This window comes from Massilia sp. 9096, from assembly GCF_000745265.1.
Classification (GTDB): Bacteria; Pseudomonadota; Gammaproteobacteria; order Burkholderiales; family Burkholderiaceae_D; genus Telluria.
This window is the reverse complement of record NZ_JQNN01000001.1, coordinates 1,832,770-1,855,617: the sequence shown is the minus strand read 5'-3', so window position 1 is coordinate 1,855,617 and position 22,848 is coordinate 1,832,770. Positions and strand designations below refer to the sequence as shown.

Below are 22,848 nucleotides of genomic sequence, written 5' to 3'. Positions count from 1 at the left end.
CGTGGGGGCGTATCTCAGCCGCTGCGTTTACAATCGCGCCACGGAGGTGCCCATGGCATTGCAAGAAAAGATCCTGATTACCGGCGCGGCCGGCTTCATCGGTTCCGCGGTGGCGCGTGCGGCGCTGGCGCAGGGCCACGACGTGCGCCTGCTGGTGCGCGCGAGCAGCCCGCGCGCCAACGTCGACGCCCTGCGCGCGCAAGGCGCCGAGATCGTCGAGGCCGACATGCGCGACGAAGCCGCGGTCGAACGCGCGCTGGCCGGCTGCGCGTCGCTGCTGCACGTGGCGGCCGACTACCGCCTGTGGGCGCGCGACCCCGAGGACATCGTGCGCAACAACCTGGAAGGCGCGGGCGCGGTGATGCGCGCGGCGCTCGCGGCCGGTACCCGGCGCGTGGTCTACACCAGCAGCGTGGCCACGCTCAAGGTCGGCCCCGACACCGTCAACGCCAGCGAGGACCAGCCGGCCCGGGCCGAGGAGGCGATCGGCGCCTACAAGCGCAGCAAGATCGTGGCCGAACGCCTGGTCGAGCGCATGATCGGGCAGGATGGCTTGCCGGCCGTGATCGTCAATCCGTCCACCCCGATCGGCGCCCACGACGTGCGCCCGACCCCGACCGGACGCATCATCGTCGAGGCGGCGTGCGGGCGCATGCCGGCCTTCGTCGAGACCGGCCTGAACGTGGTCGACGTCGACGACGTCGCCCGGGGCCACCTGCTGGCTTTGGCCCGCGGACGGGTGGGGCAGCGCTACATCCTGGGCGGCGAAAACCTGATGCTGCGCGAGCTGCTCGGCGAGATTGCCCAGCTGGCCGGCCGCCGCGCGCCGCGCGTGCGCCTGCCGGTCGCGCCCCTGATTCCGCTGGCGCACGTGGCGCAAGCCCTGGCGCATTTCAACGGGCGCGAACCCTTCATGACCGTCGACGGCCTGCGCATGTCGCGCAACCGCATGTTCTTCACCTCGGCCAAGGCCGAACGCGAACTGGGCTACCGGCCGCGCGGCTACCGCGAAGCGCTGCGCAGCGCACTGGACTGGTTCGCCCAGGCCGGCTACCTGAAGTAAGTGTTGGACAGGCATGCTCGGCTCGCTCAGTTCGGGCGCTGCGCCTGGTCGCCCGGCGTGCGCGCGGCCCGGCCGGGCATCAGGCGCAAGGCCAGCCGCGCCAGCGCCGGCACGGTGGTCGGGCGCTGCAGGCGTGCGTCGTAGCCTGAAAAACGGCGGTCGTTTTCTTCCACGCACAGGCTCAGGAGCTCGCGGATCGTCGGCGCTTCGAGCGTGACCGCTTGGGCGCCGTTGAGCGTGAAGTTGTTGTCCTGCTGGCTGGGCGCGCCGTCGCCGTCGATCGAGCGCGCCAGGCCGATGCGTTCCCAGATCAGGAAGGCCCACACGCGCGCGACCTTGGCTTCGAAGCGCACGCGGCGCCACCAGGACAACTTGGCGCGGTGCCAGGCCAGCCAGTTCGCGAACAGCAGGATGTGGCGGCACTCTTCCTGCATGACGGGCTCGAAGGTGTCGACCAGTTCGCGCGGGAACAGGCCCGAGCGGCGTGCGACTTCGAACAGGCCGAAGGCGAAGAAGCTGTCGATGCATTCGCTGTAGCCGGTGACCAGGTAGGCCCATTCGGCGTCCTTGGGCCAGGCATAGGGCGCTTCCGGCGCGAGCGGGATGCCGTAGGCCGCGACCATGCGCGACAGCACTTCCTTGTGGCGGTTCTCTTCCCAGGCGTTCAGGGCCAGCGCGCCGCGCATGTCGGGGACGGCGACCGTGCCGGCATACGCCGCCATGCGCAGCCGCGCCTTGCCTTCGGTCTGCACGGCGATGTCCCAGATCGGCAGCGCGACGATGCGCGCCAGCGCCGCCGGCTCGAGCTGCGGCCAGTCGAGCACGGCCGGCCGGTAGGGGTTGAAGGTTTCACGAAACATGCGGCAAGTCTCGGCGCGATGCTGCTCGGAGCCGGGTGCGAGCGGACCCGCGGCCTGGCTCACCCAGTGGCGCATCTCTTTGTCGGCGGCCGCCACGGCGGCATCGTCGAACCTGCCGTGATCCACCACCGCGCCCTGCTGCGGCGGCCGGAAGCCGGGCACCAGTTGCTCGATCTCGAAACCATCATTGAAGTGTTCGCCCATCCAGACTCCTGGCGCAGTGCCATCGAATGAAATGATGATACACGCGTCTGTTTCCTCGCGTCGTACGGCTACGCGGTTTTGATGCGACAGCGTCTTGGCGTTCCCGGAACCCTGTTTCCCAGGCATCAGAGACTGGCGCGTGGAAAGCGGTGCCGTGTTTACAAGCGCATCCATGCTTTAATACCGGCCTCGCTTTTTTGACAGGGCCGCCATGCCGCGCACCGACTTCAACAGCCTGCAGGCCTTCATCCTGGTCGCGCGCGAGCGCAGCTTTACACGCGCGGCGGCGCAGCTCGGGGTGTCGCAGTCGGCGCTCAGCCATGCGATGCGTGCGCTCGAAGCCAGGCTGGAGGTGCGCCTGCTGGCGCGCACGACGCGCGGGGTGGCGCCGACCGAGGCCGGCGAGCGCCTGTACGCCGAGCTGGCGCCGCATTACGAGGGCATCGAGGCCGGCCTGGCGGCGCTGGACGCGGCGCGCGGTAGGCCGGCCGGCACCATCCGCATCACCGCCCACGACCATGCCGCCGGCACCGTGCTGTGGCCGCGCCTGTCGAAGGCGCTGGCCGCCTATCCGGAGGTGAAGGTCGAGATCAACATCGAGTACGGCATGATCGACATCGGCCCACCAGTACTACCCGAGCCGGCGCCAGGCTTCGCCGGCGTTCGCGCTGGTGCTGGCGGCGCTGCGGCAAGGCTGAGCTGCAAGGCTGAGCGTCAGCCACGTTCATGAAACCGGCTCATGTCGGTAGTGAGCGCGGGCCGGCTATTCGCCGCGTCCGGCGGGCGGTATAGTCGCCGTCTTCGAACCGAAAGGAAAAGCCATGATTCTCAAACGCGTCGGCTGCCAGCCATCCATGCCAGGCCCCGAACAATACTTCACCGGCAGCGTGCGCATCGACATGCTGAATGCGCCGCCCGCGCCCGCGCGCGTGTCGTGCGCGAGCGTGACCTTCGAACCGGGGGCGCGCTCGGCCTGGCACACGCATCCGCTCGGCCAGACGCTGATCGTCAGCGCCGGCTGTGGCTGGACCCAGTGCGAGGGCGAGGCCAAGGTCGAGATCCGCGCCGGCGACGTGGTCTGGTGCCCGCCGGGCCACAAGCACTGGCACGGCGCCACCTCGACCACCGCTATGACCCACATCGCGGTGCAGGAAGCGCTGGACGGTGTCAACGTAGTCTGGCTCGACAAAGTGACCGACGCCGACTACCTGTCCGCGCTGGGCGCGCATGACTGAGCGCGTCCCAGCGCGAATTGTGAAATCCCGTTACCATGCCGGTCCGGCTGGCGAACCTCAGCCCAGCCACGCCAATGTAACGACACGAAAGGAATTTACCGATGACCGTCAAAGCCTACGGCGCCTACGCTGCCGACAAGCCCCTCGAATCGCTCGATATCACGCGCCGTGCGCCCGGTGCGCACGACGTCCAGATCGACATTGCCTTCTGCGGCGTGTGCCACTCGGACCTGCACACCGTGCGCGCCGAATGGGCCGGCACCCAGTTCCCGTGCGTACCCGGCCATGAGATCGTCGGCCGCGTGAGCGTGGTCGGCGACCACGTCAAGACCCACAAGGTCGGCGACCTGGTCGGCGTCGGCTGCATGGTCGACAGCTGCCAGCATTGCGCCGATTGCGGTGATGGCCTGGAAAACTACTGCGACAACATGGTCGGCACCTACAACGGTCCGACCCCGGACGCGCCGGGCCACACGCTGGGCGGCTACTCGCAGCAGATCGTCGTGCACGAGCGCTTCGTGCTGCGCGTCGGTCACCAGGAACAGCACCTGGCCGCGGTGGCGCCGCTGCTGTGCGCCGGCATCACCACCTATTCGCCGCTGCGCCACTGGGGCGCGGGTCCGGGCAAGACCGTCGGCGTGGTCGGCATCGGCGGCCTGGGTCACATGGGCATCAAGCTGGCGCGCGCGATGGGCGCACACGTGGTCGCGTTCACCACTTCGGAATCGAAGCGCCAGGATGCGATCGAGCTGGGCGCGCACGAAGTCGTGGTCTCGAAAGACCCGGCCGCGATGGCCGCCAAGACCAAGACGCTGGACCTGATCGTCGACACCGTCGCCGCGCCGCACGACCTGGACGCTTTCCTGAACCTGCTCAAGCGCGACGGTACCCTGGTGCTGGTCGGCGCGCCGGCCACGCCCCACCCGTCGCCGCAGGTGTTCAACCTGATCACCAAGCGCCGTTCGATCGCCGGCTCGATGATCGGCGGGATCCCGGAAACCCAGGAGATGCTGGACTTCTGCGCCGAGCACAACATCGTCGCCGACATCGAGATGATCCGCGCCGACGAAATCAACGAAGCCTACGAGCGCATGCTCAAGGGCGACGTCAAGTACCGCTTCGTGATCGACAACGCGTCGCTGGCGGCTTGACGGCTGCATGATGCTGGCTTGATGGCGCGTTGAATCTCGCTTCATGAAAAAGGCCCGGCCGCCGCAATGGCGCCGGGCCTTTTTTCGCGGCCTCGCGGCGGGCGCTTACCAGTGGAAGATCTTGGCCAGCGCGGCCAGGAACTTGAAGATCTCGGCCCAGAGGTCGCCCCCCGCCAGCTCGCTTGCTCGTACAGCCAGTTCGTGCAGCATGTTTTCTCCAAAAGATCGTGGTCTGAAGTCGTCCCGGATGATCCCGGGTGGCATTCCCGCACGGTGCGACAGCGCGGGAGTGCGCGTACTCTAGCCACTGCGGGTTGTCGCGCTGCGATCTGGAACAATATCTGAACTGGAACTCACCTACGCTTGCCGCGGGCTTGCTTCGAGTGGAAGGAACGCGTCAATCCTGCGAGAACAAGCCGAGCCGGCCACCCTGGACGATGGTGCGCTCGAACAGCGATAACTTTTCCTGCGGCAAAATCGGACGCGCCTGGCTGTGCGTGCCGATCTCCAGCATCCGTGCTGCGTCCGGGCGCAGGCGGGGCCAGGCCGGCAGGCCCGGTCCGTTCGGATCGCCGCTGCTGATCCAGTTGACCCAGTACTGCCCGATCGTGCGCGACAGCGCGCGGTCCTGCGCGCTGAACGGCCGCTCGGCCCGGTCCAGCGTGGCGAACACATAGGGTATCTCGGACGAGTGGAAGGCGCCGTAGCGCTGCGCCTCCGGGCCGGGTTCGACGTGGGTGAAGTAATACAGGTAGATCGGCTGCGGGCTCGTGGCCATGCGCGTTTTCGCCCATTGCCAGGTCGACGCCAGGCCGCGGTCGCGCACCAGCTGCTTCGCGCTGGCGCCGGCCTGCTCGGTGGACGCGGCCGGGTAGGCGCGCGCGAACGCGGGCGCGAGGGCGCCGTAGCGCTGCGCCAGAGCGGCCGCGAACGAGGCCGGCGTGGCCTGGCCGTAGGTCGGCGACATCGAGCTGCCTTCGTCAGCGGTGAGGCCGGTCAGCATCGGCACGTCGTTGGTGTTGCGTCCTTCGAAGCTGGGGTCCGGCAACACGCGGCCGTCGATGTTGGGGCGGAACGACAGCCCCGCCGCCGCCGCATCGAGCTGTGCGGCCGGCAGCTTGCGCAGCGCCGCGACGTCGGCGACGCCGGCCTTGGCCAGCAAGCGCGCGCCGACCGCATCCGACGCGTCGCCGTCCTGCAGGGCGCCGCCCATGCCCGATCCGCTCTCGGCGATCGCGCGCTGGAACAGCCCGTGCGCCAGTGGCGAGGCGATCAGGTCGTGCACCGAGGCCGCCCCCGCCGACTGGCCCGCGAGCGTCACGCGCTGCGGATCGCCGCCGAAGGCCGCGATGTTCTCGCGCACCCAGCGCAGCGCCGCGATCTGGTCGAGCAGGCCGTAGTTGCCGCTCGCGTGCTCCGGGTTTTCGCCGCGCAGCGCCGCGTGCGACAGGAAACCATACACGCCCAGCCGGTAATTGATGCTGACCGCGACCACGCCCTTGGCCGCCAGCGCCTGGCCGTCGTAGACCGGGACCGTGGCGCCGCCACTGGTGAAGCCGCCGCCGTGGATCCAGACCAGCACCGGCAGGGCGGTGGCCACCTTGGCGCCCGAGACGTCGCCGCCGGCCGGAGACCAGACGTTCAGGTACAGGCAATCCTCGCTGATCGGGCCTTCGATCAGGTACTCGCTGGTCCAGGCGCGAAAGGCTTTTGGCGCCGGCGCCTGCTGGCAGTTGGCCGCGAAATGGTCGGCGTGCAGCGTGCCGGACCAGGACGGCGCGGGCAGGGACGCGCGCCAGCGGTGTTCGCCGACCGGGGCGCCGGCGTAGGGTATCCCGAGGTAGCGCGTGACGCCGCCCTTGCGCTGGCCGTCGATTTCTCCCTGGTGCAATTGCAGGGCGTGGGCCGGGCCTGTGGCCAGGGCGAGCGCAGGGGCGAGCAAGAACAGCGTGCGGATGGCGGGCGGGTACGAGCGGTTCATGGGTCTCCTGTCGTCATGATGGCGGGCGGCGCATGGGATGCGCTCTGCCGTCGATGATACCGCCGATAACGACGAGCACGGCGACGATCGATAGCTCAGCGGAATTCTGCAACTAACCGACTATCGAACAAGCTTCCAACCCAAACCCCGCCAACAAGCGGCAGGGGCACGCGATCCCTGCCGACGGCGGCATGCTTCCTGGTCGGCGCTGCAACCGTCCCGGCGTCAGCGGTCGTCCCGATGCTCGCCGCTGCCGGTCGGGCGTGACCCGGGTCCGCTCTGTCCCGGCGTGCGCGCCACCGGCAGGTGCCAGCCGAGCCGGATCGCCGCCATCCGCAGGCCGAAGCACAGCGCCGCGCCGGCGAGCGCGGTCGGTGTCGAGGCCAGGCCGAGCGCGTCGCCGGCCACCACCACGGTGGCGCCGGCCAGCGCCGCCACCGCGTAGATATCCGAGCGGAACACCGACGGCACCTCGGACAGCAGCACGTCGCGCGCCACGCCGCCGCCGATCCCGGTCAACATGCCCAGCAGCGCCGCCGACAGCGGCTGCAGGCCGAACACGAGCGCCTTTTGCGCGCCGGCGACGCAAAACAGCGCCAGGCCGGCGGCGTCGAACATCTGCACCGGGTTGCGCAGCCGTTCGATGACCGGGTTCCAGAAGAACACGGCCACGCCGGCCAGCAGCGACACCGCCAGGTAGCGCCAGTCGCCGATCGCGTTCGGGGGCGTGGCGCCGATCAGGACGTCGCGCAGGATGCCGCCCGAGTTGGCGGCCACGAACGACAGCACCAGCACGCCGAAGATGTCGAGCCGGCGGCGCGCCCCGGCGGCGGCGCCGCTCAGCGCGAACACGAAGGTGCCGACCAGGTCGAGACTCAGGAGCAGGGTCTTGAGGGCGGCGCTCAGATTGAGGTTGATGTCGAGGCCGAAGTGGTGCGCGGGGAACATCTTGTATAGGTGAGTCGAAAGGGCGGGGGCGGCATGATACCACCGCGCCCGCCTTGCCGGATACGCGCCGCCTCAGGGCGCGCCGTGCTCGAACATTTCGGCGGCCATGCGCGCCAGGTCGTTCATCCCGCCGCCGGTCTCGAGATGCGCGCGCAGCCAGCCGGCCTGGCCGCCGTCGCGCATCAGCGTCTCGATCACGCCGCAGGCGGTCACGAAACCGGGGTCGCGCGTGCGCGCGCGCAGGCGCGCGAGGTCGGCGCGCACCGCCTCGACGATGCCGATCGTGGCGCCGCTCTCGGGGTCGATCCAGCTGCCTTCGACGCCGTCGCGCGCGGCGTTGAAGCGGTTCCAGACGTACAGCTCGCGGCTGCCGTTGGCCGGCCAGCGGCCCGGCTGTTCGACCCATTCCAGCACCAGTTCGCGCGCGTAGCAGGCCAGCGCGGCGGCGTGCACCGGCTTGAGCGGCGTGTCGAGCACGCGCAGCTCGATGGTGCCGTACTCGGGTTTCGGGCGCACGTCCCAGTAAAAGTCCTTGATGCTGTTGACGATGCCGTGCCCGGCAAGGGCGTCGAAGTGGTCGCGGAAATCCTGCCAGGTGCGGATCTCGAACGGCAGGATGCCGCTCATCGGAAAAGCCCCGACCACGTTGCTGCGCGAGCTGCAAAAGCCGGAGACTTCGCCCTGCCAGCACGGCGAGTTGCTGGATAAGGCGATGAACAGCGGGGCGCGCTGGGTCAGCCAGGCGGTCAGGCGCATGGCCTCGTCGGCATTGCCTGCGCCGATGTGCACGTGCATGCCGAACACCGTGAACAGCTTGGCCAGGTAGCCGTACTTGCGCTCGGAGGCGAAGTAGCGCTCCTTCGGGTAGATGCGCTGCTCGTGCCACTTCTGGAACGGGTGCGCGCCGCCGCCCGAGATCGCGGCACCGACCTCGAAGGCGGCGCGCTGCACGGTCTGGCGGATGTGTTCGAGCTGCTCGGCCGCGGCGTCGAACGAGGTCAGGATCGAGGTCGCCACTTCCAGCATCGAGGTGGTGATCTCGGGCGTGTGCACCCACGGCTTGTCTTCCTTGTCGAGCAGGCGCAGGATGTCGGGCGCGGCCGGGAACAGGTCGTAGGTCAGGCGGTCCAGCACCATCAGTTCGAGCTCGATGCCCATGGTGCCGGGGGTGGACGTCTTGAAGTCGGGCAGGTAGGCCGGCCCCTGGCCCGAATTGGCCGCGGCTTGCGCATCGTTCTGCCCGTTCTGCACGGCCGCGGGAATGGTCAGGTCGCTCATTGCGATCCTCCTCGATAGGTTTCTCCGGCCAGGCGCAGGCCGAGCCAGGTCAGGCCGGGCGCCAGCAGGACGTTCAGGGTGAGCAGCGCGCCCATCACTGCGGTGGAGGTCGGGTCCAGCCCGGTGTAGGCGTTCAGCGTGCTGTCGACCACCAGGCCGCCATAGCTGACCAGCGAACACATCGACAGCGCCATCGCATGCTTCTTGCGCGCGTCCCAGGCGCTGGCCGGCCACAGCGCCAGGCGGGTGGCGGCCACGCGCAGCAGGAACACCGCGAGCGCCGCCAGCAGCACGCGCGGCTGGCGCATCTCCAGCAGCAGCTGGGGCAGGTCGACCAGCGCCGCCGACATCAGGAACAGCAGCACGTAGCCGATGTCCTGGGCGGTCGCGAGCTGGGCCTGGAACACGTTGTCGCGCTTTTCGGCGTTGCGCAGCAGGACCCCCATCAGCAGCAGCGACAGCAGGGCGCTCGAGGCGGTGACCGAGCACAGGCCGAGGTCGATCAACAGCGCCGCCAGCAGCATCCCCGGGCGCATCGTCGCCGGCACCTTGCACAGGCGGGTGGCCAGTGCATACAGCGCGTAGCACAGGCCGGCGATGGCGGCGCCGAGCGCCAGCTTGCCGCCCTGGCGCACCAGTTCGGCGGCAAAACCGCTGCCGTTGCCGACATCGGCGTCGGCCCCGTGGCTGCGCGTCCAGGCCAGCGTGATGCCCAGCGCCAGCAGCGCCACCAGGTTGCTCACGCCGACCATGTTCGCGCTGGCGAAGGTGCTGGTGCCGCTGGCGTTTTCGTCGGCGATCATCGAGCTCAGGATCACCGGGTTCACCGCGATCAGGATCGAGCCGATGAACACCGCCGCGCCCCACGGCAGCCCGAATGCACCCAGGACGATGGCCGCGGCCGCCCCGCGCGCCAGCGTCGCCAGCAGCAGGCTGCGGCCCTGGCGCCCGCTGCGCAGCAGCCAGCCCAGGTCCATCTTGCGCCCGACGTCGAACAGCACCAGCGCGGCCGCGCCGTTCATCAGCTCCTGGAACTGGCCAAGCAGCGCGCGGTCGATCAGGCCCGCACCCGACGCGCCGAGCAGCAGCCCGGCGATCACCGCGCCGTACAGTTTCGGGATCTGGAAGCGTTGCAGCGTCAAGCCGATCACCAGCGCGACCATCAGGCCGGCGCCGAGCACCGCCAGCGGCGACAGCAGGAACAAGGGGGTGGTCAGGTCTTCAGTCATGGCGCGCCTCCCAGGCGTGGGCGAGCGTGGTCAGCTCGCGCTCGAGCAGGTCGGCGCGGCGCCTGACGTTGTCACTGCGGCTTTCAGTGCGGGCATCACTGCGCGTATCCGCGCCTGCGCCGCCCGCCAGCGCGCTCGTCACGCGCGCGCGCACCATGCCGCCGCCCTCGCGCTGCGGCATCCACAGCTGGCCGTCGACGGCCGCGCCCTGGCGCCAGACGGCGATGAACTTGGCGCTGCTGCGCGTGCCCGGCGTGGCCGGATCGATCAGTGTGAACGGCACCAGCCAGTCGGCGTCCGGGATGCGGCGCGCCAGCTGCACCTGCATCGCCGAGCGCTGTTCCAGGCGCGCATCGTCGCGCGACCAGGGCAGGTGCAGCGCCGCCTGGCCCAGACCCGTGGTCTGCAGGCTCAGGCAGGCGTCCTGCGCGACCCAGCGCCAGGTCTCGCCGTCGATCACGCGCGGCTTGCCCTCGGTGGCGCCGAGCCAAGCCTGCTGCAGCACCGACGGCGCCGGCGTGGCGGCGGTATGCACGCCGGCTGTGGCAAGCACGGCGTTCCAATGCTTTTCTTGCCAGGCGCGCGTCGCCGCCTTGTCCGACGGCTGCCAGCGCCACAGCGCGGCGGACCAGGCGCCGTCCGCCGTGCGCCATAGGGCAAAGGCCTGCTGGAACCCGGCGTCCTCGCTGAACAGCGCCTGCGAGCTCCAGGCGGCGTTCCAGGCCGGCACGCGCGAGCGCGTGGTCGCGGCCAGGCGCTCCCAGGCGATCGCGCCGGGCGGCAGGCAGGCGCGCGCTGGCAGTGTCAAGGCCGGCCAATAGACCATCTCGACGTGGCCGCTCCAGGCGCATTGACGCAGGCCGGGCTGGCCCAGCGCCGCCAGGCGCGCATCGAACGGCGCGCCGCAGGCTTGCGCTTGCGCGCCGCTCAGGGCATTGAAATCGGCCAGCGCCGGCAAGGCCGGCCTGGCGGCGGCGCGGTGCCTGGGCGGCGCCGCCTGGGCGTCGAACGCCGCCGCCAGCAGCGCGCCGCACAGCACGGCCAGCAGTGCGGCGGCGTGCGGACGTGTCACGGGAACGGACTGTGTTGAAATCATGGGATCTCCAGCGCCGGGCGCGCGGCGCCGCAAAGGGAAGGCCGCACGCAGATGGATCGGAACCCGCTGGCGCGGGCGTGTGGTCATCGAGTCGGCAGCGGCGCGCACGATGGCCTTGGCGGGAGGCGGGTACCGCACCGGCGCCGCTGGTAAGGCGGCGGCTGGACTGGATGGGAGGGGGCAAGCCGGTGCGAGCACCCGGGTTTAACTATAGCCCAAATGAATCATTTGCACAAATATGATTTCCTGAAACGCATATTTCAGCGGAACAAGAGCGGGTCGGCCAAGCAGGCAGTTACTTGCCTTCAAGACATTCTGTGCGTAGACTGGGCAGTGATCGACATGGCGGTATCCCTTTCCATCACGAGCGAGCGCCGATGAAACCTTTCGCCTTGACTTCCTTCGCCTTCTTGCTGTCGCTGCCGCTCGCCGTGCACGCGGAACGCGCCGACGCGCTCAAGCAGGTCCATGCCGACTTCGGCGTCGTCCGCTACGACAAGGCGGCGCAAAAGACGATCGCGACCGGTCACGTCGTCATCACCCGCGGCACCATGGTCCTGGATGCCGAGCGGGCCGAGGTCGACGAGGCCGCGGACGGTTACCGCACCTTCATCCTGACGGCGGCGCCGGGCGGGTTCGCCAGCTTCCGTGTGAAACGCGATGGCGGGCCCGACCTCTGGTCAGACGGCCAGGCCGAACGGATCGAGTACGACGAGCGCACCGACGTCGTCAAGCTGTTCTCGAAAGCGACGCTCCGCCAGCTCGAGGGGCAGGACGTCACGCAGCGGATGGACGACGCCTTCATCTCGTACGACCAGCGCAGCGAGGTGCTGGTCGGGCGCAACGATCCAGTCGGCGGCGACCGGCCGTCGAACGGCCGCGGCAGCATGACCTTCGCACCGCGCCGCGCGCTGCCGAGCTCGGCGATGGCCGCGGCGCCGTCGGCGCCGGGCAGATAGCGCAGCCGCCCGCGGCCGGTGCTCAGTCGGCCTGCGTATGCCGCGCGGCCGGCAAGAACCAGTTCAGCGCCAGCGCGCTGATCCCGCCGGTCGCCACGCCCGACTCGAACACGGTGCGCAGTCCGGCCGGCAGGTGCGCCAGGAATTCCGGCACCTGCGCCACCCCCAGCCCCAGCCCGAGCGAGACCGCGATGATGAGCATGGCGCGCCGGTCCAGCGTCACGCCCGCCAGGATGTTGATGCCGGCCGCCGCGACCGCGCCGAACATCACCATCGCCGCGCCGCCCAGCACCGGGTCGGGCACCGCCTGGATCACCCCGGCCACGCTCGGGAACAGGCCGAGCAGCACCAGGAACAGCGCGATCCACATGCCGACGCGGCGGCTGGCGATGCCGGTCAGCTGGATCACGCCGTTGTTCTGGGCGAAGATCGAACTCGGGAAGGTGTTGAACAGGCCGGCCAGCAGTGAATTGGCGCCGTTGACCAGCACGCCGCCCTTGATGCGCGCCATCCACACCGGCCCGTCGACCGGTTCGCGCGAGACCTTGCTGGTGGCGGTGACGTCGCCGATCGCTTCGAGCGAGGTCACCAGGTAGATCACGATCAGCGGAATGAACAGCGGCCAGGAAAAGCCCAGGCCGAAGCGCAGCGGCACCGGCGCCTGCACCCAGGGCGCCGCGTGCATGCCTGAAAAGTCGAGCCGGCCCAGGTAAGCGGCCAGCGCGTAGCCGGCGGCCAGCGCGATCACGATGGCGCTGCTGCGCAGCCAGGCGAAGGGCATGCGGTTGATGACGACGATCAGGCCCAGCACCACGACCGACAACAGCAGGTTCTGGCCGTTGGCGAAGCTGCCGTTGGCCATCGCCGGGTAGCCGCCGCCCATGCTGACCAGGCCCACCTTGATGAGCGTGAGGCCGATCATCAGTACGACGATGCCGGTCACCAGCGGCGTGATCAGGCGCCGCACGAAGGGCAGGATGCGCGACAGCGCCATCTCGACGAAGGCGCCGGCCACCACCACGCCGAAGATCGCGGCCATCACGTCGTGCACCGGCACGCCCTGTTTGAGCATCAGGGTGCCGCCGGCGATCAGCGGTCCGACGAAATTGAAGCTGGTTCCTTGCACGATCAGCAGGCCGGCGCCGAACGGGCCGAAGCGGCGGCATTGCACGAAGGTGGCCACGCCCGAGATCACCAGCGACATCGAGACGATCAGGTTGGTGTCGCGCGCCGGGACGCCCAGCGCCTGGCAGATCAGCAGGCCGGGGGTGACGATCGGGACGATGATCGCCAGCAGGTGCTGCAGCGCGGCCAGCATCGCGACCACGGCGCCGGGGCGGTCCTCGAGGCCGAGCACCAGGTCGCGCGAGGGCGGGGCGGCCAGGGACATGGCGGTGGAGGACAGGTCGGCGTCAGGGGGCGGCGCGTGCGGGGTCATGGTCGGTCCGGTCGAAAATCGCGATTGTACAGGCGCCTGTCGCGGGCGCCTTTTACGTCCAGGTGGAAAGCACAGGTTTTGATATCCAAAACGAATCACAGGAGCCGAAAAAACGATTGGACAGTAAATCTTGCATCAGGCATCGTGTCGTTGACTTCAGAGGAGACTTGCATGCCCACCTACCGTTCCCGCACCACGACCCAAGGCCGCAACATGGCGGGCGCACGCGCGCTATGGCGCGCCACCGGCATGAAGGATGGCGACTTCGACAAGCCGATCGTCGCCGTGGTCAATTCCTTCACCCAGTTCGTGCCGGGCCACGTGCACCTGAAGGACCTGGGCCAGATGGTCGCGCGCGAGATCGAGGCGGCCGGCGGCGTCGCCAAGGAATTCAACACCATCGCGGTCGACGACGGCATCGCCATGGGCCACGGCGGCATGCTGTACTCGCTGCCGTCGCGCGACCTGATCGCCGACTCGGTCGAGTACATGGTCAACGCCCACTGCGCCGACGCCATGGTCTGCATCTCCAATTGCGACAAGATCACCCCGGGCATGCTGATGGCCGCGATGCGCCTGAACATCCCGGTCGTGTTCGTCTCGGGCGGACCGATGGAAGCGGGCAAGGTCGTCAAGACCGTCAACGTGGGCAATAGCACCGACAAGAAGATCATCAAGCTCGACCTGGTGGACGCCATGATCAAGGCCGGCGACGACACCGTCTCGGACGCCGACGTGGCCGAGATCGAGCGCTCGGCCTGTCCGACCTGCGGGTCGTGCTCGGGCATGTTCACCGCCAACTCGATGAATTGCCTGACCGAGGCGCTCGGCCTGTCGCTGCCGGGTAACGGCACCATCGTCGCCACCCACGCCGACCGCAAGGAACTGTTCCTGCGCGCCGGCCGCCTCATCGTCGACCTGGCCAAGCGCCATTACGAAGGCGAGGATCATTCGCTGCTGCCGCGCGCGATCGCGACCCGCACCGCGTTCGAGAACGCGATGACGCTGGACGTGGCGATGGGCGGTTCGACCAACACCGTGCTGCACCTGCTGGCCGCCGCGCACGAAGCCGAGGTGGAATTCACGATGGCGGACATCGACCGCATCTCGCGCCACGTGCCGTGCCTGTGCAAGGTCGCGCCGATGACCAACAAATACCACATCGAAGACGTGCACCGCGCCGGCGGCATCATGGCGATCCTGGGCGAACTGGCGCGCGCCGGCCTGCTCGACACCTCGGTCCCGACCGTGCACAGCAAGACGCTCGGCGATGCCATCGCCAAGTACGATATCGCGGTGAGCAACGACGCGCAGGTAGCCCAGCTGTTTCGCGCGGCGCCGGGCGGCGTGCCGACCCAGGTGGCGTTTTCTCAGGCCGAGCGGTTCGACGACAATGACCTCGACCGTGCCGAGGGCTGCATCCGCGACCTGGCGCATGCCTATTCGAAGGACGGCGGCCTGGCGGTCCTGTACGGGAACATCGCCGAGAAGGGATGCATCGTCAAGACCGCCGGCGTCGACGAGAGCATCCTGAAATTCTCGGGACGCGCGCGCGTGTTCGAGAGCCAGGACGCGGCGGTCGAGGCCATCCTGGGCGACCAGGTGGCGGCCGGCGACGTCGTCATCATCCGCTACGAGGGCCCGAAAGGCGGCCCCGGCATGCAGGAAATGCTGTACCCGACCTCGTACATCAAGTCCAAGGGCCTGGGCAAAGCCTGCGCGCTGTTTACCGATGGGCGCTTCTCGGGCGGCTCCTCGGGCCTGGTGATCGGCCACGCTTCGCCGGAAGCGGCCGAGGGCGGCGCGATCGGCCTGGTGGAAGAGGGCGATACGATCGACATCGACATCCCGGCCCGCACCATCGACCTGCGCGTGGCGCCGGGCGCGATGGCCGAGCGGCGCGCGGCGATGGAAGCCAAGGGCGAGGCCGCGTGGAAGCCGGCCAAGCGCCAGCGCGTGGTGTCGCAGGCGCTGCAGGCCTACGCCGCGCTGACCACCTCGGCCGACCGCGGCGCGGTGCGCGACCTGTCGCAGCTCAAGCGCTGAGTCAGGCGCTGACTCAGGCGCTCACTCAGGCACTGAATCAAGCGCGCAGTCCTGGCGCCCACGCGCGTCACGCACCCGCACCCGCAGGCGCACCCGCGCGCGCGAGGGCTTCGAACGCCGCCGCGGCGCGGCTGCGGTGGCGCGCCGGGTGGCGCAGCATGCTGAACTCGCGCGAAGGCAGCGCGACATTCGCCAGCGCCAGCATGCCGGCGCGCAGCGGCGCGGCCACCACCAGAGCCGACATCGCGGTCGCGAACGGGCCGGCCATCACCGCGCTGCGCACCGCTTCGTTCGAGGGCAGCTCGAGCGAGACGTCGAGCGCGTCCGGCTCGACCCCCAAGCCAGTCAACGCCGCCGCGAACGCCGAGCGCGTGCCCGATCCGGCTTCGCGCAGGATCCAGCGCGTCCCGAGCAGGTCGGCCGGCGCCAGGACGCGCCCATCCGCCCACGCATGCTCCGGCGCCACCACCACCACCATCCGGTCTTCCTGCACCGCCTCCACCGCCAGCGCACTGGCCCCGATCGCCCCCTCGACGAAGCCGAGATCCGCGGCGCCGCTCAACACCGCGTGCGACACCTGCTCGGTGTTCCCGACTTCCATACGCAGCTCGATCGCCGGGTGGGCCTGGCGAAAGCGCACCAGCAGCGGCGGTAGCCAGTAGCTCGACACGGTCTGGCTGGCGTGCAGCGCGAGCGAACCGCGCCCCAGGCCGCCCAGTTCGGCCAGCGTGTTTTCAAGCGTGCGGACGCTGGCCAGCGTGCGCCTGGCTTCGAGCAGGAAAATGCGGCCCGCATCCGACAGCTCGATGCGCCGCCCGACCCGGTTGAACAGGGCCAGGTCGTAGCGCTCCTCGAGATTGCGGATCGCGGCGCTGACCGCTGACGGCGTCAGGAACAGCGCCGCCGCGGCTCGCGTCAAGTGCTGGCGCTCGGCCACTGCCACGAAAATCCTCAGCTGTTCCAGCGTCATCGCTCACTCCTTGTTCATGTTAATCGAACGAACCATCCGAAATTATAAGATGGACCGAACGATGGGTGCGGCACAGAATCGTTCCGTCAAAACACGAAGAAGGACGGACGGAACATGAACAAGCTTTTCAACAGCGCCGCTGCCAGTCTGCCGGGGCTGGTCCTATGCGCGGCCGTGACGCTGGCCGCGCACGGGCTCGAGCGGCTGGAGATGCTCCTCTTCGGGCGCGCCTGGCTCGAGAGCCTGGTGCTGGCGATCCTGCTGGGCAGCGCGATCCGCACCTTCCACGAGCTGGCGGCGCGCTTCGATGCCGGGATCCAGGTCGGCGCCAAGCTGCTGCTGGAGATCGCGGTGGTGCTGCTGGGCGCCTCGGTCAGCGCCGGCGCGCTGCTGCAAAACGGCGCCGGCCTGATCGGCGGGATCGCCGTGGTGGTCGCGCTCGCCATCGTGCTGAGCTATGCGATCGGGCGCAGCTTCGGTTTGACCGACAAGATGGCGCTCTTGATCGCCTGCGGCAATTCGATCTGCGGGAACTCGGCGATCGCGGCGGTGGCGCCGGTGATCGACGCAGACGGCCAGGACGTGGCGGCCTCGATCGCTTTTACCGCCGTGCTCGGTGTCGGCGTGGTGCTGGGCTTGCCACTGCTGGCGGGCGTGCTGTCGCTGAGCCAGGTGGAGTATGGCGTGTTCGCCGGCCTGACCGTGTATGCGGTGCCGCAGGTGCTGGCCGCGACCGGCGCGGTGTCCGCCACCAGCGCCCAGATCGGCACGCTGGTCAAGCTGGTGCGCGTGCTGATGCTCGGACCGGTGGTGCTGGTACTGTCGATCTTCAAGCGCGGCGGCATGGACGGCGCGCAGCACCGGCTGTCGTTGAAACATCTGGTGCCCTGGTTCATCGTCGGCTTCCTGCTGCTACTGTGGCTGCGCACGCTGGACTGGATTCCACACGTGCTGCTGGTCCCGGCCCACGGCGCGGCCGATATCCTGACCGTGACCTCGATGGCGGCCCTGGGCCTGGGCGTCGATGCTCGCGCCGTCCTGCACGCCGGCGCCAAGGTGACCGCCGTGGTGGTGACCTCGCTCGTTTGTCTGGGTGCGATCAGCCTGGGATTGATCCGCCTGCTCGGCATGTGAAGCCGAGCCGCACGCTCGCGCAGTCGAAAAAAAGGCACGCCCGAGGGCGTGCCTTTTGCTTTTGCGGCGCTTGCCGCAGCCTTTGCCGCAGTACCTGGCGCGCTTCTGGCAGAAGTGCCTATCGCACTTTTGGCAGAAGTGCCTATCGCACTTCTGCCACTGCCAGCGCCGTCATGTTGACGATGCGGCGCACGGTCGCGCTCGGGCTCAGGATGTGCACCGACTTGGCCGCGCCCAGCAGGATCGGGCCGACCGTCACGCCCTTGCCGGACGAGACCTTCAGGATGTTGAAGGTGATGTTGGCGGCGTCCAGCGACGGCATCACCAGCAGGTTGGCATTGCCCGAGAACGACTCGAACGCATGCTTGCCCTGGTAGACGCGGCGGATGTCTTCGGACAGCGCGGCGTCGCCGTGGATTTCGCCGATCACCGGAAAGTCCGGCGCTTCCTTTTCCAGCAGCGCGCGCGCGTCGCGCATGCGCTGGGCCGAGGGACGCTCGGACGAGCCGAAGATCGAGTGCGACAGCAGCGCCGCCTTGGGCTCCAGGCCGAAGTGGCGCATCTCTTTCGCGGCCAGCTTGGTGATCGTCGCCAGTTCCTGGGCCGAGGGCGCGTCGTTGACGTAGGTGTCGGTGATGAACAGGGTCATCTTGTCGAGCACCAGCGCGTTCATCGCCGCCAGTACTTCGCCGGAGGCGGTGCCGATCTCGTTCTTGACGTGCACCAGGTGGCTGTCGTAGCTGCCCTTCATGCCGCAGATCAGGGCGTCGACTTCGCCCGACTTGAGCATGCGCGCGCCCTGCAGCGTGGTATCGCTCTCGGCGTCGACCAGGGTGTAGTCGCTGCCGGCCTTCAGGCGCAGGCCGTTCTGGCGGATCGCCTGTTCGACTTCCTGAGCCTTGCCGATCAGGAGCGGATGGCCCAGGCCCTCGTCGACCACGGTCTGCACCGCGCGCAGCACACGGCCGTCGCTGCCTTCGGCGTAGGCCACGCGCTTGGGATTGGCCTTGGCCTTGGCGAACACCGGGCGCATGAAGAAGCTGGTGTGATAGATCATCTCGCCCAGCTTGTCGCGGTAGGCGTCCATGTCGGCGATCGGACGGGTGGCCACGCCCGAGGCTTCGGCGGCGGCGGCCACCGCCGGGGCGATCGCGGCGATCAGGCGCGGATCGAACGGTTTCGGGATGATGTAGTCGGGACCGAAGGTCAGGTCCTGGCCGGCGTAGGCGGCGGCCACGGCGTCGTTGGCTTCGGCTTCGGCGAGTTCGGCGATCGCGCTGACGCAGGCCAGCTTCATCTCGTCGGTGATGCGGGTCGCGCCGCAGTCGAGCGCGCCGCGGAAGATGTACGGGAAACAGAGGACGTTGTTGACCTGGTTGGGGTAATCCGAACGGCCGGTGGCGATGATCACGTCCGGGCGCGCGGCCTTGGCCACTTCCGGACGGATTTCCGGTTCCGGATTGGCCAGCGCCAGGATGATCGGCTGGCGCGCCATGGTCTTGACCATCTCGCCGCTCAGCACGCCGGCGGTCGAGCAGCCCAGGAACACGTCGGCATCCTTGACGATGTCGGCAAGCGTGCGCGCATCGGTCGCCTGCGCGTAGCGCGCCTTGTTGGCTTCCATGTTGGCTTCGCGGCCCTGCCAGATCACGCCCTTGGAGTCGGTCACGTAGATGTTCTTTTGCTGCACGCCCAGGCTGACCATCATGTCCAGGCAGGCGATCGCCGCGGCGCCGGCGCCCGAGCAGACCAGCTTGACCTCGCCGATGGCCTTGCCGACCACCTTCAGCGCATTGATCAGGGCGGCGCTGGAGATGATCGCGGTGCCGTGCTGGTCGTCGTGGAAGACCGGGATGTTCATGCGTTCGCGCAGCTTCTTCTCGATGTAGAAGCACTCCGGCGCCTTGATGTCCTCGAGGTTGATGCCGCCCACGGTCGGCTCGAGCATGGCGATGGCGTCGACCAGCTTGTCCGGGTCCTTCTCGTCCAGCTCCAGGTCGAACACGTCGACACCGGCAAATTTCTTGAACAGGCAGCCTTTGCCTTCCATGACCGGCTTGGACGCCAGCGGGCCGATGTCGCCCAGGCCCAGCACCGCGGTGCCGTTCGAGATCACCGCGACCAGGTTGCCGCGCGAAGTGTATTCGGCCGCCATGGCCGGGTCGGCCGCGATTTCTTCGCACGCATAGGCCACGCCGGGCGAATACGCCAGCGACAGGTCGCGCTGGTTCGACAGCGGCTTGGTCGCGACGACCTCGATCTTGCCGCGCACCGGGCTGCGGTGGTATTCCAGCGCGTCCGCGCGCAGCTGGGTATCTTTGGCCTCGTTGAGATTGCTTTCGGTACTCATGTGTTTTCCTTGCGATTTATTGAATTCTTTGCTGCACCGCACCGCCGGCCAGCGCGTCTTGACGCTGGGTTGACGCAACGGCGCGCCGCTTGTTTGCGGTCGACAGGTCGGTCACTGTACCAGACTCCGGGCGAAGGCGTGTCAAAGCGATCATGAACGGCGGTACCCGCCATGCGTTGTTGCTCAGCGACATGTTTGCGCAAACATTGTAAACATGTTCCCCTACTATTGGCATGGGTATATGATGTTTCTACAGCTCAATCATTTCTCTTGTTTCTGTTACCGTCATGTTCAAGAACATCACCATTCGCACCCGCCTGATCTTCGTGATCGCACTGCTCGGCATCGAGCTGGTCGTCGGTGCGGCGATCGGCCTGCTCAGCCTGGGCCACGCCAACCGCGAGATGCACGCCACCTACGCCGACGGCATGGTGCCCATGGGCCAGCTCGACCAGGTCGTGCGCAAGCTGAACCTGAACCAGCTGGCCGTGGCCCAGGCCCTGACCGCCGAGCCCGAGCGCCGCACCAAATTGCTGGCCGAGATCGAGCAGAACGCCGCCGTGATCCGCGCTCAGTGGCAAGCCTATAGCCGCAGCGATATGGACGACGCCGAGCGCGCCATGGCGCAGCGCTTCGAGCAGGCGCGCACGGCCTTCCTCGACCAGGCGCTGCAGCCGGCCGTGGACGCGCTGCGCCAGGGCGACACCGCGCGTGCGACCGCGCTCGTGCACGGTCCGATGAACGCATTGTTCGAGCCGGTGCGCGCCGCCATCAATGGACTGATCCAGAAACAGCTGGACGACGCGGCCGACGCCGACGCGCGCTCGCAGTCGACCTACGAGACCGTGCGCCTGGTGTGCCTGTCCGGCATGGGGCTGGGCCTGGTGCTGGCGCTGGTGGTGGGTGCGATGCTGGTGCGCGGCATCGTCAATCCGCTCGAGGAAGCGGTGCGCGTGGCCGACGCCGTGGCCGACGGCGACCTGACCCAGGACATCGTGGTCGCCGCCAACGACGAGACCGGGCGCCTGATGCGCGCGCTGACCCACATGAACGATGGCCTGGCCGGCATCGTCGGGCGCGTGCGCGCCGGTACCGAGACGATCGCCACCGCTTCCGGCGAGATCGCGGCCGGCAACCTCGACCTGGCGTCGCGTACCGAGCAGCAGGCGGCGGCGCTGGAGCAGACCGCGTCCTCGATGGACGAGCTGACCTCGACCGTCAAGCAGAACGCCGACAACGCACGCCAGGCGAACACACTGGCGCAGTCGGCCTCGAACGTGGCGGGCAAGGGCGGCGCCGTGGTGAACGAGGTGGTGGCCACGATGGGCGCGATCAACGCGTCGGCGACGCGCATCGCCGACATCATCGGCGTGATCGACGGCATCGCCTTCCAGACCAACATCCTGGCGCTGAACGCGGCCGTGGAAGCGGCGCGCGCGGGCGAGCAGGGCCGCGGCTTCGCGGTGGTGGCGGGCGAGGTGCGCAACCTGGCGCAGCGCTCGGCCGCCGCCGCCAAGGAGATCAAGGGCCTGATCGAAGACTCGGTGCAGAAGGTGCAGCACGGCTCGGCGCTGGTCGACCAGGCCGGCGCGACGATGGGCGAGATCGTCCAGAGCGTCAACAGCGTCACCGGCATCATGGCCGAGATCATGGCCGCCAGCCAGGAACAGACCGCCGGCATCGAGCAGGTCAACCAGGCCATCGCCCAGATGGACCAGGCGACCCAGCAGAATGCCGCGCTGGTCGAGGAAGCCGCGAGCGCGGCCCAGGCGTTGCGCGACGAAGCCGACAGCCTCGGGCGCGCGGTGGGCGCGTTCCGCGTGCGCGCGCAGGCGGGCGCCGCCGCGCATGCGTCCGCGCCTGCGCGCGTGCGTGCACCCGCGGCTGCGGCTGCTGCGGCTGCTCTGGCGGCGGCGCCCGCCGCGCCGAGCGCCGAGTGGCAAGCCTTCTGACGCCGCGCCCCGGCCAAGGAGAGGGCGCATGGACCCGACTGCAGCGAATGCCGGTTTCCTGCTGAGCTACGGCCCGCTGGCCGCGGCGGTGCTGTCGCTGTGGGCGCCGGCGCTGCCGTTGCCGGCGCTCGGCCGCAGCGGCGCCAGGTGCGTACCGGCATGGTGCCTGGGACTGGCGCTGGCGTGTCTGGCCGGACTGGCCTGCGGCTATCTGGACTGGCGCGCGCTCGCGGCCATCGGCGTCTACGTGGTGCTGGCGCGGGCGGCGCGCGGCGCCACCGGCGCCTGGCTGCGCCCGCTGCTGCTGGTGTTGACGGGCGCCGCTGCCTTCTTGTTCGCGCTGCACCGCATCCCGGGCTTTCATAACGCCGTGCTGGCCAGCAGCGTCCAGGTCGCGCGCGGTGCGCCGCCGTTCACGCTGCACGCCAATTTCGACACGACGGCGGCCGGCATCGTGCTGATGGGCGTGTTCTGCCGCCGCATCGGCAGCGGCCGGCACTGGCTTACGATGCTGCGCCGCATGTGGCCGGTCACGCTGTCGACGCTGGTCGTGGTCCTGGGCATCGGCTGGGGTCTGGGCTACGTGCGCCCGGAGCTGAAGTGGACCCCGGTCTCCGCCGCCTTCCTGGCGGTCAACCTGCTGTCTACCTGCGTGACCGAGGAAGCGTTCTTCCGTGGTTTCCTGCTCGAGCGCATGGCCCGGGGCTGGTCGCGCTGGCGCCATGGACGCCTGGCGGCGCTGCTGGCCTCGACGCTGCTGTTCGCCCTGGCGCATGCCGCCGGCGGCGCCGCGCTGGTCGTGCTGGCCGGCGTGGCCGGGCTGCATTACGCGGCGGCCTACCTCGTGTCGCGCCGCATCGAAGGCGCGATCCTGACCCACTTCGCGCTCAACGCGGCGCATTTCCTCGCCTTTACGTATCCGGTCCTGGCGCCCTGAGCGCGCCCGCGCCGCCG

General features: G+C 69.1%; 17 protein-coding genes and 1 pseudogene. 9 read left to right on the top strand and 9 right to left on the bottom strand.

Annotated elements, in window-relative coordinates:
- Positions 1-52: 52 nt before the first annotated feature.
- Positions 53-1,063, top strand: coding sequence for a hopanoid-associated sugar epimerase (gene hpnA, locus FA90_RS07925; protein WP_036167678.1), 1,011 nt, complete (start codon positions 53-55; stop codon positions 1,061-1,063).
- Positions 1,064-1,089: 26 nt separating this feature from the next.
- On the opposite strand, the gene FA90_RS07920 is transcribed toward hpnA, so the two are convergent.
- The gene (locus FA90_RS07920; protein WP_036167675.1) at positions 1,090-2,127 is read right to left on the bottom strand and encodes a hypothetical protein; all 1,038 of its coding nucleotides are present in this window, start codon (positions 2,125-2,127) and stop codon (positions 1,090-1,092) included.
- 211 nt (positions 2,128-2,338) lie between these two features.
- Here FA90_RS07920 and FA90_RS07915 point away from each other — a divergent pair.
- The 3 genes and pseudogenes from FA90_RS07915 to FA90_RS07905 all read left to right on the top strand — a co-directional run.
- Positions 2,339-2,746: pseudogene (locus FA90_RS07915) on the top strand (LysR family transcriptional regulator); the annotation flags it as partial.
- Positions 2,747-2,948: 202 nt separating this feature from the next.
- Positions 2,949-3,362, top strand: a complete 414-nt coding sequence (locus FA90_RS07910; RefSeq protein WP_036167673.1) for a cupin domain-containing protein — start codon at positions 2,949-2,951, stop codon at positions 3,360-3,362.
- A gap of 101 nt (positions 3,363-3,463) precedes the next feature.
- Positions 3,464-4,513 (top strand): NAD(P)-dependent alcohol dehydrogenase, encoded by a 1,050-nt coding sequence (locus FA90_RS07905; protein ID WP_036167671.1) that lies wholly within the window; start codon positions 3,464-3,466, stop codon positions 4,511-4,513.
- Positions 4,514-4,910: 397 nt separating this feature from the next.
- On the opposite strand, the gene FA90_RS07900 is transcribed toward FA90_RS07905, so the two are convergent.
- The 5 genes from FA90_RS07900 to FA90_RS07880 form a co-directional block, all read right to left on the bottom strand.
- Positions 4,911-6,494, bottom strand: coding sequence for a carboxylesterase/lipase family protein (locus FA90_RS07900; RefSeq protein WP_036167669.1), 1,584 nt, complete (start codon positions 6,492-6,494; stop codon positions 4,911-4,913).
- A 225-nt stretch (positions 6,495-6,719) separates the two neighbouring features.
- Positions 6,720-7,442, bottom strand: a complete 723-nt coding sequence (locus tag FA90_RS07895; RefSeq protein WP_051971568.1) for a trimeric intracellular cation channel family protein — start codon at positions 7,440-7,442, stop codon at positions 6,720-6,722.
- A gap of 72 nt (positions 7,443-7,514) precedes the next feature.
- Positions 7,515-8,720 carry a YbdK family carboxylate-amine ligase gene (locus FA90_RS07890; RefSeq protein ID WP_051971567.1) on the bottom strand — a complete coding sequence of 402 codons (1,206 nt, stop codon included), beginning with the start codon at positions 8,718-8,720 and terminating at the stop codon, positions 7,515-7,517.
- Positions 8,717-9,949, bottom strand: coding sequence for a cation:proton antiporter (locus tag FA90_RS07885; protein ID WP_081933725.1), 1,233 nt, complete (start codon positions 9,947-9,949; stop codon positions 8,717-8,719). The genes FA90_RS07890 and FA90_RS07885 overlap by 4 nt, the downstream gene beginning before the upstream one ends.
- Entirely contained in the window at positions 9,942-11,045 is a 1,104-nt protein-coding gene (locus tag FA90_RS07880; RefSeq protein WP_156116632.1) for a hypothetical protein, read from the bottom strand. Before FA90_RS07880 ends, FA90_RS07885 begins: the two co-directional genes overlap by 8 nt.
- Positions 11,046-11,422: 377 nt before the next feature.
- Here FA90_RS07880 and FA90_RS07875 point away from each other — a divergent pair, with 377 nt between their 5' ends.
- On the top strand, positions 11,423-12,004 hold the full coding sequence (locus FA90_RS07875) for an LptA/OstA family protein (protein WP_036167663.1): 582 nt from the start codon (positions 11,423-11,425) through the stop codon (positions 12,002-12,004).
- A 22-nt stretch (positions 12,005-12,026) separates the two neighbouring features.
- Here the strand turns inward: FA90_RS07875 and FA90_RS07870 are convergent, their stop codons facing one another.
- Complete coding sequence (locus tag FA90_RS07870; protein WP_156116855.1) at positions 12,027-13,394, bottom strand: nucleobase:cation symporter-2 family protein; 1,368 nt, start codon at positions 13,392-13,394, stop codon at positions 12,027-12,029.
- Positions 13,395-13,613: 219 nt separating this feature from the next.
- On the opposite strand from FA90_RS07870, the gene ilvD reads away from it, so the two are divergent.
- The gene (gene ilvD, locus FA90_RS07865; RefSeq protein WP_036167661.1) at positions 13,614-15,488 is read left to right on the top strand and encodes a dihydroxy-acid dehydratase; all 1,875 of its coding nucleotides are present in this window, start codon (positions 13,614-13,616) and stop codon (positions 15,486-15,488) included.
- A gap of 67 nt (positions 15,489-15,555) precedes the next feature.
- On the opposite strand, the gene FA90_RS07860 is transcribed toward ilvD, so the two are convergent.
- The gene (locus FA90_RS07860) at positions 15,556-16,458 is read right to left on the bottom strand and encodes a LysR family transcriptional regulator (RefSeq protein WP_036167659.1); all 903 of its coding nucleotides are present in this window, start codon (positions 16,456-16,458) and stop codon (positions 15,556-15,558) included.
- A 114-nt stretch (positions 16,459-16,572) separates the two neighbouring features.
- On the opposite strand from FA90_RS07860, the gene FA90_RS07855 reads away from it, so the two are divergent.
- Positions 16,573-17,592 carry a YeiH family protein gene (locus tag FA90_RS07855; protein ID WP_036167657.1) on the top strand — a complete coding sequence of 340 codons (1,020 nt, stop codon included), beginning with the start codon at positions 16,573-16,575 and terminating at the stop codon, positions 17,590-17,592.
- A 142-nt stretch (positions 17,593-17,734) separates the two neighbouring features.
- Here the strand turns inward: FA90_RS07855 and FA90_RS07850 are convergent, their stop codons facing one another.
- Complete coding sequence (locus FA90_RS07850) at positions 17,735-19,942, bottom strand: NADP-dependent malic enzyme (RefSeq protein ID WP_036167655.1); 2,208 nt, start codon at positions 19,940-19,942, stop codon at positions 17,735-17,737.
- Positions 19,943-20,229: 287 nt separating this feature from the next.
- On the opposite strand from FA90_RS07850, the gene FA90_RS27505 reads away from it, so the two are divergent.
- Together FA90_RS27505 and FA90_RS07840 are read left to right on the top strand one after the other, a co-directional pair.
- Positions 20,230-21,894, top strand: coding sequence for a methyl-accepting chemotaxis protein (locus tag FA90_RS27505; RefSeq protein ID WP_036167653.1), 1,665 nt, complete (start codon positions 20,230-20,232; stop codon positions 21,892-21,894).
- Between the two features lie 28 nt (positions 21,895-21,922).
- Entirely contained in the window at positions 21,923-22,831 is a 909-nt protein-coding gene (locus tag FA90_RS07840; RefSeq protein ID WP_036167651.1) for a CPBP family intramembrane glutamic endopeptidase, read from the top strand.
- The last annotated feature ends 17 nt before the right edge of the window (positions 22,832-22,848 follow it).